Below are 14,850 nucleotides of genomic sequence, written 5' to 3'. Positions count from 1 at the left end.
TAGCCAGCGGAGCCAGGTTGTAGCGCGTAATTTGTTGCATCCGGCCTTCACGCAGCGAATCCATAACCTGCAATCCCCTTTCAGGCCGGTTCATTCACTTTTGGTTATGTGCTGATGCGCTTGCACTAAACGGCTACTGTTCAGCTTCCCACACACGTTTTTCCTGAGGAAAAATTAATACCACATCACCTGATAAATATTGAACGTGATGCCTTGCGCGTATTTAATTAATTATCAACGCAGTGCCGGCTTAAATTAACCTTTAAACTTAGTCACTCAATTAAAATACACCCTTAAAAAACAACCGAGATTAAAAAAAGAGATAAAAAATAAAAGAGGAAATGATAAATAAATAGCGTAGACTGCCTGCGGGCGCTTGAGGCTATCTGCCTTAAGATCTGCAAAAGAAATTGGGGTGGATGGTGGAAGGTGAACCGTGCGATTAATTTTCATTAACCGCACGGGTGAGCCACTACCCAAAACACCCAGACAGTGTCAGGGTAGTGGCTTGCTCGTGCTAATGCAAGGAGTAAGTGACTATGAAGGTGAAATTCAGCACGCTGATTATCAGCGGGCTCATCCTGTTAGGTTTATGCCTGGCAAATCGCAGTTCACTGTGTGAATTACGATTGCGGATATTCGCGGCTGAATTATCGGCTGTCATGGCTTACGAAGCACAACAGTAAACTTCAATAGCGGAGGGTCTCCTCCGCTATTCCGGCATCGTTTAAGGTGATGCTCCTGCGCCCGCTTTTATCTATTCAACTTACGTTTTCAATTAATAAAAAAACGGCTCCTTACAGGAGCCGTTAATTAACCTAAGCCTCAGGCGAAATTATTTCTTTTTCGCTTTCGGATTTGGCAGGTCAGTAATGCTACCTTCAAACACTTCCGCCGCCAGGCCAACCGATTCGTGCAGGGTTGGGTGCGCGTGGATGGTCAGCGCGATATCTTCGGCATCACAACCCATCTCGATAGCCAGACCGATTTCACCCAGCAGCTCGCCGCCGTTGGTACCGACAATCGCGCCACCAATAACACGGTGCGTCTCTTTGTCGAAAATCAGTTTGGTCATACCGTCTGCACAGTCAGACGCGATAGCACGGCCCGATGCCGCCCACGGGAAGGTGGACACTTCGTAGCTGATGCCTTTCTCTTTGGCTTCTTTCTCGGTCAGACCCACCCAGGCCACTTCTGGCTCGGTATAAGCGATAGAAGGGATCACTTTCGGGTCGAAGTAGTGCTTCAGACCGGAAATCACTTCTGCCGCCACGTGACCTTCGTGTACGCCTTTGTGCGCCAGCATTGGCTGACCGACGATGTCACCGATAGCATAGATGTGTGGCACGTTGGTGCGCATCTGTTTGTCGACGCGGATAAAGCCGCGATCGTCCACTTCCACGCCTGCTTTGCCAGCATCCAGACCTTTACCGTTCGGTACACGGCCAATCGCCACCAGCACTGCGTCGTAACGCTGTGGTTCAGCCGGCGCTTTTTTACCTTCCATTGATACGTAGATACCGTCGTCTTTCGCTTCTACCGCGGTGACTTTGGTTTCCAGCATCAGGTTGAATTTCTTGCTGATACGCTTGGTGAACACTTTCACCACGTCTTTATCGGCGGCCGGGATCACCTGGTCAAACATCTCGACCACGTCGATCTCTGAACCCAGCGCATGGTAGACGGTACCCATCTCCAGACCGATGATGCCACCGCCCATAACCAGCAGACGCTTCGGAACTTCTTTCAGCTCCAGCGCATCGGTAGAGTCCCACACGCGCGGATCGTTATGTGGAATGAAAGGCAGTTCGATTGGACGCGAGCCTGCAGCGATGATGGCGTTGTCAAAGTTGATGGTGGTTGCGCCACCTTCCCCTTCTACCACCAGCGTGTTAGCACCGGTGAATTTACCCAGACCGTTGACCACTTTCACTTTGCGGCCTTTCGCCATGCCAGCCAGACCGCCGGTCAGCTGAGTGATGACTTTCTCTTTCCAGGTACGGATTTTGTTGATGTCAGTCTGCGGCTGGCCAAACACGATACCGTGCTCTTCCAGAGCCTTAGCTTCTTCGATGACTTTCGCCACGTGCAGCAGCGCTTTTGACGGGATACAGCCGACGTTCAGACAGACACCGCCGAGGGTGCTGTAGCGCTCTACCAGTACGGTTTCCAGACCTAAATCAGCGCAACGGAAGGCTGCAGAGTAACCTGCAGGACCTGCCCCAAGTACCACGACTTGAGTTTTAATCTCTGTACTCATCATGACCTCTTGTTAGATTGCCGGCGGTCAAAAGCGACCCTTTCCCAGGCTCTTGATGCCCTATCTCCACCGGGACATTTCACCGCGAGAGTTTACAGAATTGTTAACAAACTGCCAACCGCGGCAACTCCGAATGCTTACAACAAGGCCGGCATTTGCCGGCCTTGATTAACGTCACATCACCAGACGGCGAATATCAGACAGCATATTGTTAATAATGGTGATGAAGCGCGCACCATCCGCACCGTCGATGACGCGATGGTCGAACGACAGCGAAATCGGCATCATCAGGCGCGGAGCGAACTCTTTGCCGTTCCACACCGGCTCCATCGCCGACTTAGACACCCCGAGGATAGCCACTTCCGGCGCGTTAACAATTGGCGCGAAGTGCGTGGTGCCGAGGCCGCCAAGGCTGGAGATGGTGAAGCAGCCGCCCTGCATATCGCTGGCGGTCAGTTTGCCATCACGCGCTTTCTTCGACGTCGCCATCAGCTCACGCGACAGCTCAGTGATGCCTTTCTTGTTCACGTCTTTGAACACCGGAACCACCAGACCGTTTGGCGTATCGACCGCCACACCGATGTTGATGTACTTTTTCAGCGTCAGCTTCTGACCATCTTCCGACAGCGAGCTGTTGAAACGTGGCATCTGCTCCAGTGCCGCCGCGACCGCTTTCATGATGAACACCACCGGGGTGAACTTCACATCCAGCTTGCGCTTCTCGGCTTCCGCATTCTGCTGCTTACGGAACGCTTCCAGATCGGTGATGTCGGTTTTGTCGAAGTGAGTCACATGCGGAATCATTACCCAGTTACGGCTCAGGTTAGCGCCCGAGATTTTCTGGATACGCCCCAGTTCCACTTCTTCGATTTCGCCGAACTTGCTGAAGTCCACTTTCGGCCATGGCAGCATGCCCGGAATACCGCCGCCTGCGGCCGCAGCCGGGGCCGCTTCAGCGCGTTTCACTGCGTCTTTCACGTAGGCCTGCACGTCCTCTTTGAGGATGCGACCTTTACGGCCGGTGCCTTTGACTTTCGCCAGGTTAACACCGAACTCGCGCGCCAGGCGACGAATCACCGGCGTGGCGTGCACGTAAGCATCGTTTTCAGCAAATTCGCTCTTCGCATCGGCTTTCGCCGCTGCTGGCGCAGGTGCAGCAGCCGGTTTGGCTTCTGCAGCGGGTGCGGCTTCCTGTTTCGCTGCCGGTGCCGCAGCAGCCGGCGCAGCGCCTTCTACTTCGAACACCATGATAAGCGAACCGGTGCTGACTTTATCGCCGGTAGCCACTTTCAGCGCTTTAACCGTACCGGCAAACGGCGCCGGAACTTCCATTGACGCTTTATCGCCTTCCACCACGATCAGTGACTGCTCAGCCTCAACTTTATCGCCTACTTTGACCAGCACTTCGGTGACTTCCACTTCGTCGCCGCCGATATCCGGGACGTTAACGTCTTTGGCACCCGCAGCCGCGGCTGGCGCGGAGGCTGCCGCTTCTTTCACGGCAGGTTTGGCAGCCGCTGCTGGCGCCGCGCCTTCGGCTTCAAAGATCATGATCAGTGAACCGGTGTTCACCTTGTCGCCCGTAGCGATTTTGATCTCTTTCACCACACCGGCAAACGGTGCAGGCACTTCCATGGACGCTTTGTCGCCTTCGACGGTGATCAGCGATTGCTCAGCCGCCACTTTGTCGCCCACTTTAACCAGAATTTCGGTGACTTCAACTTCGTCGCCGCCAATATCCGGTACGTTAACGTCTTTCGCTTCGCTGGTGGCGGCCGGTGCCGCTTCCGCTGGTTTCTCTTCGGCGGCCGGTGCCGCAGCAGCTGCACCTTCGGCGTCGAAAATCATGATCAGTGAACCGGTATTCACTTTGTCACCGGTCGCGATTTTGATCTCTTTGACCACGCCGGCCTGCGGCGAAGGCACTTCCATCGAGGCTTTATCGCCTTCCACGGTGATCAGCGACTGTTCGGCTTCAACCTTGTCGCCCACCTTGACCAGAATCTCGGTGACTTCAACTTCGTCTGACCCGATATCCGGTACGTTAATTTCGATAGCCATTACTCTCTTACCTCTTAAGCCAGACGCGGGTTAACTTTATCGGCATCGATGTTGAATTTCGCGATCGCATCCGCCACCACTTTCTTCTCGATTTCGCCGCGTTTAGCCAGTTCACCCAGGGCTGCAACCACTACGTATGACGCATCCACTTCGAAGTGGTGACGCAGGTTTTCGCGGCTGTCTGAACGGCCGAAACCATCGGTACCCAGCACGCGATAATCGCTGGCTGGCACGTAGCTGCGAACCTGCTCTGCGAACAGCTTCATGTAGTCGGTCGATGCCACCGCCGGCGCGTCGTTCATCACCTGAGCGATGTACGGTACGCGTGGAGTCTCCGTTGGGTGCAGCATGTTCCAGCGCTCACAATCCTGACCGTCGCGTGCCAGCTCGGTGAACGAGGTTACGCTGTAGACGTCAGAACCGATGCCGTAATCCTTCGCCAGGATCTGTGCCGCTTCGCGCACGTGACGCAGGATAGAACCTGAGCCCAGCAGCTGCACTTTGCCTTTGCTGCCTTCTACCGTCTCCAGCTTGTAGATACCCTTACGGATACCCTCTTCCGCACCCTGCGGCATCGCAGGCATGTGGTAGTTTTCGTTCAGCGTGGTGATGTAGTAGTAAATATTTTCCTGCGCTTCGCCGTACATACGTACCAGACCGTCATGCATGATGACTGCCACTTCGTACGCGTAAGACGGATCGTAAGAGATACAGTTCGGGATAGTCAGCGACTGAATGTGGCTGTGACCATCTTCGTGCTGCAGACCTTCGCCGTTCAGCGTGGTACGACCGGACGTGCCGCCCACCAGGAAGCCGCGCGCCTGCTGGTCGCCTGCCAGCCACATCAGATCGCCGATGCGCTGGAAACCAAACATCGAATAGTAGATGTAGAACGGAATCATCGGCAAGTTGTTGGTGCTGTAAGAGGTCGCCGCCGCCAGCCAGGAAGACCCTGCGCCCAGCTCGTTGATCCCTTCCTGCAGAATCTGGCCTTTCTCGTCTTCTTTATAGTAAGCAACCTGCTCACGGTCCTGCGGCGTATACTGCTGGCCGTTCGGGCTGTAGATACCAATCTGACGGAACAGACCTTCCATACCAAAGGTACGCGCTTCGTCCGCGAGGATCGGCACCAGACGATCTTTGATCGACTTGTTCTTCAGCATCACATTCAGCGCACGCACGAAGGCGATGGTGGTAGAGATCTCTTTGCTCTGCTCTTCCAGCAGCGCACTGAACTCTTCCAGCGCCGGCATTTCCAGCTTTTCGCTGAACTCAGCCTGACGGGTTGGCAGGTAGCCGCCCAGCTTCTCGCGCTGGCCGTGCAGGTAGTTGTACTCTTCTGAGCCTTTTTCGAAGGTCACATACGGCAGCTGTTCGATCTTGTCGTCAGCCACTGGCACGTTGAAGCGATCGCGGATGTAGCGAACGCCATCCATGTTCATCTTCTTAACCTGGTGCGCGATGTTCTTACCTTCCGCGGTGTCACCCATACCATAGCCTTTGATGGTATGCGCCAGGATCAGCGTTGGCTGACCTTTGGTCTCCTGCGCTTTCTTCAGGGCCGCGTAGATTTTCTTCGGATCGTGACCACCACGGTTCAGGGCGAAGATCTCTTCGTCTGACCAGTCTTTCACCAGCGCTGCGGTCTCCGGGTATTTACCGAAGAAGTGCTCGCGCACGTACGCACCGTCGCGTGATTTGAAGGTCTGATAGTCGCCGTCAACGGTTTCGTTCATCAGCTGAATCAGCTTGCCGCTGGTGTCTTTCTTCAGCAGCTCGTCCCAGCGTCCGCCCCAGATCACTTTGATCACGTTCCAGCCAGCACCGGCAAAGATGCCTTCCAGCTCGTTGATGATCTTACCGTTACCGGTGACCGGACCGTCGAGGCGCTGCAGGTTACAGTTGATGATGAACACCAGGTTATCCAGCTTCTCACGGGTAGCGATGGTGATCGCCCCTTTGGATTCTGGTTCGTCCATCTCGCCATCGCCAAGGAAGGCGTAAACGGTCTGCTTAGAGGTATCTTTCAGGCCGCGGTGTTCCAGATATTTCAGGAACTTCGCCTGATAGATGGCGTTCAGTGGGCCGAGACCCATCGACACGGTCGGGAACTGCCAGAAGTCCGGCATCAGTTTTGGATGCGGATAGGAAGAGAGACCGTTGCCGTGGACTTCCTGACGGAAGTTGTTCATCTGCTCTTCAGTCAGGCGTCCTTCAAGGAACGCACGCGAGTAGATGCCCGGAGAAATGTGGCCCTGGAAATAGACCAGATCGCCGCCATCCTGCTCGCTACGCGCGCGGAAGAAGTGGTTGAAGCACACTTCATAAATGGTGGCAGAAGACTGGAAAGACGACAGGTGACCACCCAGCTCCAGATCTTTCTTCGACGCACGCAGAACCGACATAATGGCGTTCCAGCGGATTGCGGAACGGATACGACGTTCAAGAGAGGTGTTCCCCGGATATTCCGGCTCATCTTCGACCGCAATGGAGTTGATGTAGTTGCTGACGGCGTTGCCGCCCGCTGCCACTTTCACACCACCTTTGCGTGCAGCACTCAATACCTGATCAATCAGATACTGCGCGCGCTCAACACCTTCTTCACGGATGACCGATTCGATCGCCTGTAGCCAGTCACGAGTTTCGATCGGATCCACGTCATTCTGTAAACGTTCTGACATGGGGTGTATTCCTTATCTGTGTCTAATACGTTGAATTATCAGGAGCCTGTCTGCTTGTGCTTTGCTTCTGATTCACAGCACAAGAAGACAGGCCCGTCGTTTATGTCGCACGTTCATTGCCGTGCGTTATTCCTTACGTTGCTGTAAACGACGCAGGGAGCGTTCACGACGGCTCTGCTCCCGACTTCTGTCCAGCAAGATTTCCTCAATGAACGCCAGGTGACGATGGGATGCCTCGCGTGCTTGTTCTGGCTCACGAGCCACAATCGCCTCAAAGATACTGGCGCGGTGACCGCTCACTTTCGCCAGCATTTCGCGGCGAGCGTAGAGCAATTCGAAATTCTGACGGACGTTCTGTTCCAGCATAGGGCCCATCGAACGCAGCAAATGCAGCAGCACCACATTATGGGCGGCTTCTGTGACAGCGATCTGATACTTCATGACCGCATCGGCCTCAGCATCTAAATCGCCGCTGTCCTGCGCCTGCTGGATGTTGACGTGACAGTCGCGAATACGCTGCAGGTCTTCATCGGTGCCGCGCAGCGCAGCGTAGTAGGCCGCAACGCCTTCCAGCGCATGGCGGGTTTCCAGCAGGTCAAACTGGGATTCAGGATGTTCAGCAAGCAGGCCGACCAGCGGGTCGCTCAGGCTTTGCCAGAGATTCTGCTGTACGAAGGTGCCACCACCCTGACGGCGCAGCAGCAGGCCTTTGGCTTCCAGACTCTGGATCGCTTCGCGCAGCGATGGACGTGAGACATCAAACTGTTTGGCCAGTTCACGCTCGGGAAGCAGTTTTTCACCCGGCTGGAGCGTCCCTTCCATAATCAGGGATTCCAGCTGCTGTTCGATTGCATCGGAGAGCTTGGGTTGGCGAATTTTACTGTAGGCCATCATCCCTTCTTATGAGCCAAACGTCCGGAGTAAATTGGTAATACCAATTGAAAAATGGTGCCCGTAAAGTAACAAAGTATTCACCTTGTGTCTATATGGCCCCCCGCACACTTTCACCGCAGACACCGGTTACCGTGCGCTAACTTACCGGGATCTGGCAGAAAAGCGTCTCAGCCCGGCAAATGTTAACAGATTTCACTTTTACCAAACCTTACACTGCATTAGCGCACACCAGGCTGCGTAGCCATAAGCGAATGCTATTCGTGTTTAAGCCTTATTCATGGCAGAAATAGCGCAAGGGAAGCGCAGAGGATGCTGCTGCTTTTTCAGCCATCTCTCAGCACAAAAAGCAAAAGCAGGTGCAAAGCGGCGCGCTTATCACTATTCTGGTCGCCAGGGTAGCTCAGGCTTGCACACAGCCCGCCGGATACCGTAAAGAAAAACGTACACAGATAGAACAGCCTTACAGTGCGCGCACTGCAGGTGCACAATAACAACATCATGAGGTTTGTATGGAACAACAGCATGGCGAAACGCTGCATCGCGGCCTGAAAAATCGCCATATTCAGCTGATTGCGTTGGGCGGTGCCGTCGGTACCGGTCTGTTTCTGGGTAGCGCATCAGTGATTAAATCGGCCGGTCCGGCCGTGATTCTCGGCTATGCCATCGCCGGTTTTATTGCCTTCCTGATCATGCGCCAGCTCGGCGAAATGGTGGTGGAAGAGCCGGTGGCCGGCAGCTTTAGCCACTTCGCCTATAAATACTGGGGCAACTTTGCCGGCTTTGCCTCCGGCTGGAACTACTGGGTGCTGTATGTGCTGGTGGCGATGGCTGAACTCACCGCCGTCGGCAAATATATTCAATTCTGGTGGCCGGAATTCCCCACCTGGGCCACTGCGGCTATCTTCTTTGTGGTGATCAACGCCATCAACCTGACCAACGTCAAAGTGTTCGGTGAGATGGAGTTCTGGTTCGCGATTATCAAAGTGGTGGCGGTCATCGGTATGATCCTGTTTGGCGGCTGGCTGCTGTTTAGCGGCAACGGCGGCCCACAGGCCAGCGTCAGCAACCTGTGGAACCAGGGCGGTTTCCTGCCACACGGCGTCAGCGGGCTGGTAATGATGATGGCGATCATCATGTTCTCCTTCGGTGGCCTTGAACTGGTGGGTATCACCGCCGCAGAAGCCGACAATCCACAAGAGAGCATCCCTAAAGCCACCAACCAGGTGCTGTGGCGTATCCTGATTTTCTACATCGGCTCGCTGGCGGTGTTGCTCTCCCTGCTGCCATGGACGCGCGTCACCGAAGAGACCAGCCCGTTTGTACTGATCTTCCACGAACTGGGCGATGCGCTGGTGGCGAATGCGCTCAACGTGGTGATCCTGACCGCCGCGCTGTCGGTGTATAACAGCTGCGTTTACTGTAATAGCCGCATGCTGTTCGGCCTCGCTCAGCAGGGCAACGCGCCAAAAGCGCTGCTGAAAGTGGACCGTCGTGGCGTGCCGGTGGCGACCATTCTGGTCTCGGCGGTCGCCACTGCGCTGTGCGTGTTGATTAACTATCTGATGCCGGGCGAAGCCTTCGGCCTGCTGATGTCGCTGGTGGTCTCCGCGCTGGTCATCAACTGGGCGATGATCAGTCTCGCGCACCTGAAATTCCGCAAGAAAAAAGACCAGCAGGGCGTGACCACCCGTTTCAGGGCGGTGCTGTATCCGCTGGGTAACTGGATCTGCCTGCTGTTCCTGGCGGCCATTCTGGTGATCATGCTGATGACGCCAGGTATGGCGATTTCAGTGTGGCTGATTCCGGTGTGGCTGCTGGTGCTGGCCGTGGGTTATACCGTTAAAAATCGGGTACAGAAAGCCTGATGCTTCACCGGGCCCGGCACGCTGCTGCCGGGCCGATCCGCTTCACACTTTTCCCCGCCCGCGTATTTTGTCCATCATCCTGACCGATTGTTCCCCACCAGGTTACTGATTTAACGCTGATAATTTTTGCTCCACTTGTCGCAGGAGACGACTGATGAAAGGAGCAGCCCTCTCGTTCAGAGAAAAACTGGGATACGGCATGGGTGACGCCGGATGCAACATGATCGGCGGTGCCATCATGCTGTTCCTCAACTACTTCTACACCGACGTATTTGGCCTTGCTCCGGCGCTGGTCGGCACGCTGTTGCTGTCGGTACGGGTGCTGGATGCAGTGACCGACCCGATAATGGGCGCGATTGCCGACCGCACGCAGAGCCGCTGGGGACGCTTTCGCCCGTGGCTGCTGTGGATATCGCTGCCCTACGTGCTGTTCAGCGTGCTGATGTTTACCACCCCGGACTGGAGCTACGACAACAAGGTGATCTGGGCATTTGTCACCTATTTCCTGATGTCGCTGACCTACACCGCCATCAATATTCCTTACTGCTCGCTGGGCGGCGTCATCACCAATGATCCCGGTGAACGCGTCTCCTGCCAGTCATACCGCTTTGTCATGGTGGGCATCGCCACGCTGATCCTCTCGCTGTCGCTGCTGCCGATGGCCGAGTGGTTTGGCGGCGACAACAAAGCGCGCGGCTATCAGCTGGCGATGAGCGTGCTGGCGCTGATTGGCCTGGTGATGTTTCTGTTCTGTTTTGCCACGGTGCGCGAGCGTATTCGTCCGGCGGTACCGAGCAACGATGATCTGAAGAAAGATTTGCGCGATGTATGGAAGAACGATCAGTGGGTGCGCATTCTGCTGCTGACGTTCTGTAATGTCTGTCCCGGTTTTATTCGCATGGCCGCCACCATGTATTACGTCACCTGGGTGATGGGCCAGTCGACGCACTTTGCGACGCTGTTTATCAGCCTGGGCGTCATCGGCATGATGCTTGGCAGCACACTGGCGAAAGTTCTCACCGATCGCTGGTGCAAGCTGAAGGTGTTTTTCTGGACCAACATTGCGCTGGCGCTGTTCTCCAGCGGCTTTTACTGGATCGATCCGCACGCCACCGTCACCGTGGTGATCGCTTATTTCCTGCTGAACATCCTGCACCAAATTCCGTCGCCGCTGCACTGGTCGCTGATGGCTGATGTCGATGACTACGGCGAATGGAAAACCGGTAAACGCATCACCGGGATCAGCTTCTCCGGCAACCTGTTTTTCCTCAAGGTCGGACTGGCGGTAGCGGGTGCCATGGTCGGGTTTTTATTGTCGATGTATGGCTATGACGCAGCGGCGAAACAGCAGTCTGCCAGCGCGCTCAACGGCATTGTGCTGCTGTTTACCCTGATCCCCGGCGTCGGCTATCTGATCACCGCCGGCGTGGTGCGCCTGCTGAAAGTGGACCGCGCGCTGATGCGCACCATCCAGCAGGATCTCGCGCTGCGTCGCGCCAACTTCCATGACCTGTCCGCCCCTGTTTGCCGCGCAACCTCACAACCAGGAGAAATTAAATGAGCTGGCCTAACCCGTTTATTACGCAACGTGCCGATCCGTTTATATTGCGCCACGGCGATGGCTACTACTTTATCGCTTCGGTGCCCGAGTATGATCGGCTGGAGCTGCGCTATGCCAGCACGCTTAACGGCCTGATTACCGCCCCGGCCACAACCGTGTGGCATAAACCGGACAGTGGTCCCTGCAGCGCCCTGATCTGGGCACCGGAACTGCACCTGATTAATGGCCAGTGGGTGATTTACTTTGCCGCCGCGCCGTCCCGCGAAATCAAAGAGGGGCTGTTTCAGCACCGTATGTACGCGCTGGTATGTGATGATGCCGATCCGCTCAGCGGTCACTGGCAGCCGTGCCGCCGCGTGCAAACCCACCTCGATACCTTCGCCCTTGACGCCACCCACTTCGTGCATCAGGGCAAAAACTGGTATCTGTGGGCGCAAAAAGATCCGGCCATTCCCGGTAACTCCAACCTGTATCTGGCGGAATTACTGAATCCGTGGACGCTGAAAACCCAGCCGCTGATGCTCAGCCGGCCGGAGTATGAGTGGGAGTGTGCCGGCTTTAGCGTTAATGAGGGACCGGCGGTGATTCGTCATGGCGAGCGGCTGTTTGTCACCTACTCAGCCAGCGCCACGGATGAAAATTACTGCCTCGGCATACTGAGTATTGACGCGCAGGCCGATCCGCTCGACATCAGCGCATGGCATAAATCGGCGCGGCCGGTATTTGCCACCAGCTGGGATAATCACCAGTACGGTCCGGGGCATAACAGTTTTACCGTGGATGAAGCAGGACGGGATGTACTGGTGTATCACGCACGGAATTACACCGAAATTGAGGGCGATCCGCTGTGGGATCCCAACCGCCATACGCGGCTTAAATATTTTGCCTGGCGCGAAGACGGCACACCGGATTTCGGCGTGCCGCCTGCCGATCACACTAACGTGCCGTAGATAGTCAGCAGCGCCACGACCACGACCAGCACCAGCGAAACGCGTTTGGCCAGCGCCACGGCAACCCGTGGCGTTTCCACTTTATCCAGATGCGGATCGCGCGCCAGCGAGAACTGCGCCAGGCTGGTCAGCACCTGATACTGTGGACGATGCACATCGCTAAGCGCGGCAAACCATGCCGGCAGCGCACGCTCGCCGTGGCCCAGCAGCGCATAAGCCACACCGGCCAGCCGCACCGGAATCCAGTCCAGCACGTGCAGAATGCGATCGATGCCGGACTGTGCGCGTTCCAGCGGGGAACGGTGTTTTGCCAGCCAGCTCTGCCAGGCGCGCAGAAACGCATACCCCACCAGCAGCACCGGCCCATACGGGCCGCCCACGACAAACCAGAACAGCGGCGCAAGATAGAAGCGGAAATTAATCCAGATCAGCGCGTTTTGCAGCGCCTGCAGAAATTCGCGCTCGCTACAGTCAACCGGCACGCCGTGAATCAGCGTCAGCTCTGCCGCCATCGCCTGATGGGCCGCTTCATCATCGTGGCTCGCCGCTTTAAGATACTGGTGGTAATGCAGCCGCACCGAGCCGGCACCAATGCACAGCAAACCGACCACAATCCAGAACAGCAGCTGCGCCACGCCAAACAGAATGCCCTTCAGGCTCCACACCACCAGCCAGACCAGCAGCATGGCGATCACGGTCATCAGCAGCGTACGCAGCAACGAGAAGCGCTGGCGACCGCGAAACAGCGGCTCAAGCCGATGATCCAGCTGCCAGTGTTCACCTAATTTAAAAAGACGTTCCCAACCCAAAACTAACAACAAACTAAACAACGTCATACCTGCTCCTGCGGTGTCAGGGGTGCTCCTGCCCGATAGCCTGTTTATAGCGTATCCAGTCAAATGCCGGACCGGGATCGGTCTTGCGTTCCGGCGCAACATCGCTGTGACCGGTGATACGTTGCGGCGTCAGCGGATAATGCTGCATCAGCAGGCGGGTAACCTGCTGCAGCGTAGCGTACTGGGCATCGGTGTAGGGCAGCGTGTCAGTGCCTTCCAGCTCAATGCCCATAGAAAAATCGTTGCAGTTTTCCCGTCCGGCAAACTGCGAAATGCCGGCATGCCAGGCGCGCTGGTCAAAGGAAACATACTGTACCAGCTCACCGTCACGGCGAATCAGACAGTGCGCCGCCACGCGTAACTGGGAGATATCCGCAAAATAGGGATGCGCATCAGCCGGTAGCGTACCGGTGAACAGCCGGTCAATCCACGGACCGCCAAATTCGCCCGGCGGCAGACTGATGTTATGAATGATCAGCAGCGACGGCGCTTCGTTATCCGGCCGCGCATTAAAGTGCGGCGACGGCACCTTGCGTGCGCTCGTGATCCAGCCGTGTTCCAGTTTCATGCCTGTTATCCTGAACAAAATCTGGCTGAGAATACCATGATTCCACCTCGCTGCTTGTGACTTAATGCGTTATGGCATCAGCAAGTTAAGGATACTAAACATTTCACCTGGCGTGTCTGGCAATAGCTGCAAAATCAGGCTAAGGTGAGCGCACGTAATCCGCAGGGTGGAGCCGCAAAATCATGGTGTCGCGTCGTTATAATCCCGAACATCGTCGTCAGGAATTGCTTAAACGTATTCAGCTGGATATCCCGGAAACCGTGGCACGTGCGCTCCAGGAGGATTTAGGTGGTGACGTTGACGCTGACCGCGACATCACCGCCCAGCTATTGCCGCAGGCGGCGCAGGCTGAAGCGCGCGTTATCACCCGCGAAGCCGGTGTTTTCTGTGGTAAACGCTGGGTGGAAGAGGTGTTTATCCAGCTGGGCAATAACGTTTCCATTACCTGGCACGCAGAGGACGGCCAACCGCTGGTGGCCGATCAGCTACTGTTTGAAATACAGGGACCTGCTCGGTTGCTGCTGACGGCAGAACGCACCGCGTTAAACTTTGTGCAGACGCTCTCCGGCGTAGCGACAGCCGTGAACCGCTATGTGGCGCTCTTGTCTGGCAGCAATACCCAGCTGCTGGATACGCGCAAAACCCTGCCTGGCCTGCGCACCGCGCTCAAGTATGCGGTGCTGTGTGGCGGCGGGCAGAATCATCGCCTGGGCCTGTCCGACGCTTTCCTGATCAAAGAAAACCACATCATTGCCAGCGGTTCGGTCAGTAAAGCGGTGGAGAAAGCCCTGTGGCTGCACCCGGATGTGCCGGTCGAGGTGGAAGTGGAAAATCTCAGCGAACTGCAGCTGGCGCTGGCGGCCGGTGCCGACATCATCATGCTGGATAACTTCACGCTGGCGATGATGCAGCAGGCGGTTACGCTGACGGCGAAGCGCGCGCTGCTGGAGGTGTCCGGCAACGTGACGGAGACGACGCTACCGCAGATTGCCGCCACCGGAGTGGATTATGTCTCGGTAGGCGCGCTGACTAAGCACGTGCAGGCGCTCGATCTGTCGATGCGTTTTCGCGAAGTCTGACGTATAGCTACGCCGCCGGTGCTGGCGGCAAAATGCGAGCCGGCTTCCATCATCATGTGGCTTCGCCTGTAACGCGCTAGATTGTCTGCGCGCCT

11 protein-coding genes are annotated in these 14,850 nt (G+C 56.1%); 5 read left to right on the top strand and 6 right to left on the bottom strand.

The window, feature by feature from the left end; translation table 11 throughout:
• Positions 1–539 precede the first annotated feature (539 nt).
• Positions 540–686, top strand: a complete 147-nt coding sequence (locus F3J36_RS13340; protein ID WP_021314460.1) for a Hok/Gef family protein — start codon at positions 540–542, stop codon at positions 684–686.
• 149 nt (positions 687–835) lie between these two features.
• Here the strand turns inward: F3J36_RS13340 and lpdA are convergent, their stop codons facing one another.
• The 4 genes from lpdA to pdhR form a co-directional block, all read right to left on the bottom strand.
• A complete protein-coding gene (gene lpdA, locus F3J36_RS13335; RefSeq protein WP_021507536.1) occupies positions 836–2,260 on the bottom strand; it encodes a dihydrolipoyl dehydrogenase in 1,425 nt (474 codons plus the stop codon).
• 174 nt (positions 2,261–2,434) lie between these two features.
• Complete coding sequence (gene aceF, locus F3J36_RS13330) at positions 2,435–4,321, bottom strand: pyruvate dehydrogenase complex dihydrolipoyllysine-residue acetyltransferase (protein WP_166719855.1); 1,887 nt, start codon at positions 4,319–4,321, stop codon at positions 2,435–2,437.
• A 14-nt stretch (positions 4,322–4,335) separates the two neighbouring features.
• Entirely contained in the window at positions 4,336–7,002 is a 2,667-nt protein-coding gene (gene aceE, locus F3J36_RS13325) for a pyruvate dehydrogenase (acetyl-transferring), homodimeric type (protein ID WP_021507538.1), read from the bottom strand.
• Positions 7,003–7,128: 126 nt separating this feature from the next.
• Positions 7,129–7,893, bottom strand: a complete 765-nt coding sequence (gene pdhR / locus F3J36_RS13320; RefSeq protein ID WP_021507539.1) for a pyruvate dehydrogenase complex transcriptional repressor PdhR — start codon at positions 7,891–7,893, stop codon at positions 7,129–7,131.
• 512 nt (positions 7,894–8,405) lie between these two features.
• Here pdhR and aroP point away from each other — a divergent pair.
• From aroP to F3J36_RS13305, 3 genes are all read left to right on the top strand, one after another.
• The gene (gene aroP / locus F3J36_RS13315) at positions 8,406–9,761 is read left to right on the top strand and encodes an aromatic amino acid transporter AroP (RefSeq protein ID WP_058759500.1); all 1,356 of its coding nucleotides are present in this window, start codon (positions 8,406–8,408) and stop codon (positions 9,759–9,761) included.
• Positions 9,762–9,915: 154 nt separating this feature from the next.
• Positions 9,916–11,322: a glycoside-pentoside-hexuronide (GPH):cation symporter gene (locus F3J36_RS13310; RefSeq protein ID WP_166719854.1), complete on the top strand. Its 1,407-nt coding sequence runs from the start codon at positions 9,916–9,918 to the stop codon at positions 11,320–11,322.
• Positions 11,319–12,272: a family 43 glycosylhydrolase gene (locus F3J36_RS13305; RefSeq protein WP_125308869.1), complete on the top strand. Its 954-nt coding sequence runs from the start codon at positions 11,319–11,321 to the stop codon at positions 12,270–12,272. Before F3J36_RS13310 ends, F3J36_RS13305 begins: the two co-directional genes overlap by 4 nt.
• Here the strand turns inward: F3J36_RS13305 and ampE are convergent.
• The gene (ampE, locus tag F3J36_RS13300) at positions 12,254–13,108 is read right to left on the bottom strand and encodes a beta-lactamase regulator AmpE (protein WP_031279700.1); all 855 of its coding nucleotides are present in this window, start codon (positions 13,106–13,108) and stop codon (positions 12,254–12,256) included. The genes F3J36_RS13305 and ampE overlap by 19 nt on opposite strands.
• 16 nt (positions 13,109–13,124) lie before the next feature.
• The gene (ampD, locus tag F3J36_RS13295) at positions 13,125–13,676 is read right to left on the bottom strand and encodes a 1,6-anhydro-N-acetylmuramyl-L-alanine amidase AmpD (RefSeq protein WP_166719853.1); all 552 of its coding nucleotides are present in this window, start codon (positions 13,674–13,676) and stop codon (positions 13,125–13,127) included.
• Positions 13,677–13,858: 182 nt separating this feature from the next.
• Here ampD and nadC point away from each other — a divergent pair, with 182 nt between their 5' ends.
• Positions 13,859–14,755, top strand: a complete 897-nt coding sequence (gene nadC, locus F3J36_RS13290) for a carboxylating nicotinate-nucleotide diphosphorylase (RefSeq protein ID WP_166719852.1) — start codon at positions 13,859–13,861, stop codon at positions 14,753–14,755.
• Positions 14,756–14,850 lie beyond the last annotated feature (95 nt).

The sequence above is a fragment of the Pantoea sp. Cy-640 genome (genome assembly GCF_011752635.1).
GTDB classification, from domain to species: Bacteria; Pseudomonadota; Gammaproteobacteria; order Enterobacterales; family Enterobacteriaceae; genus Pantoea; species Pantoea dispersa.
This window is presented reverse-complemented; position numbering and strand designations above follow the sequence as displayed.